The organism is Thermococcus sp. ES12 (genome assembly GCF_012027515.1).
GTDB lineage: Archaea > Methanobacteriota_B > Thermococci > Thermococcales > Thermococcaceae > Thermococcus > Thermococcus barossii.
In genome coordinates this window covers 1-475 of record NZ_SNUP01000049.1, presented here as the reverse complement: position 1 = coordinate 475, position 475 = coordinate 1, and the positions used below count along the sequence as shown (strand labels likewise).

The following is a 475-nucleotide window of genomic DNA, read 5'->3' as shown; positions in this document are numbered from 1 at the left end:
AGCTTATAACCCCAGAAATCAAGGAGAAGCTGAGAAAGCTTTCCCTCACTGGAGAGATAGCAAAGCCAGAGGATGTCGCCCATGCAGTGATTTTCCTCTTGGAGAATGACCACATAACCGGAGAGCTGATAGATGTGAATGGTGGAAGATTGATGGACTGAGAAAAGCTTTTATTTTTGGCTTTCTTCTTATCTCTGATAGCCATGCGGGTTGTTTATGAGAAGGAAATAAATGTAGAGGACATTGTTGTTTCTCCTAGACCTATCTGGAAGTGCAGAACTTGCCCAGTTTACGGTAAAAGTCCCTCATGTCCCCCTTATGCTCCTTCTTGGAAAGAAGCTAAAGAGTGGATTAAGCACTTCAAGAGAGCTCTTTTAATTAAGTTTCAAATCAATTATGAGAATTTTGAAGAAGAAAAGAGAAAAGTACTCCTATATCTGCTCAAGAAGGAAGAAGAATTCTTTAAGTCAGGTCA

General features: G+C 40.2%; 1 protein-coding gene. It reads left to right on the top strand.

Annotated features, from left to right (window positions below):
- Positions 1 to 203 precede the first annotated feature (203 nt).
- The coding region (locus E3E37_RS10945) for a DUF2284 domain-containing protein (protein ID WP_240921981.1) at positions 204 to 475 on the top strand (272 nt) is incomplete at its 3' end.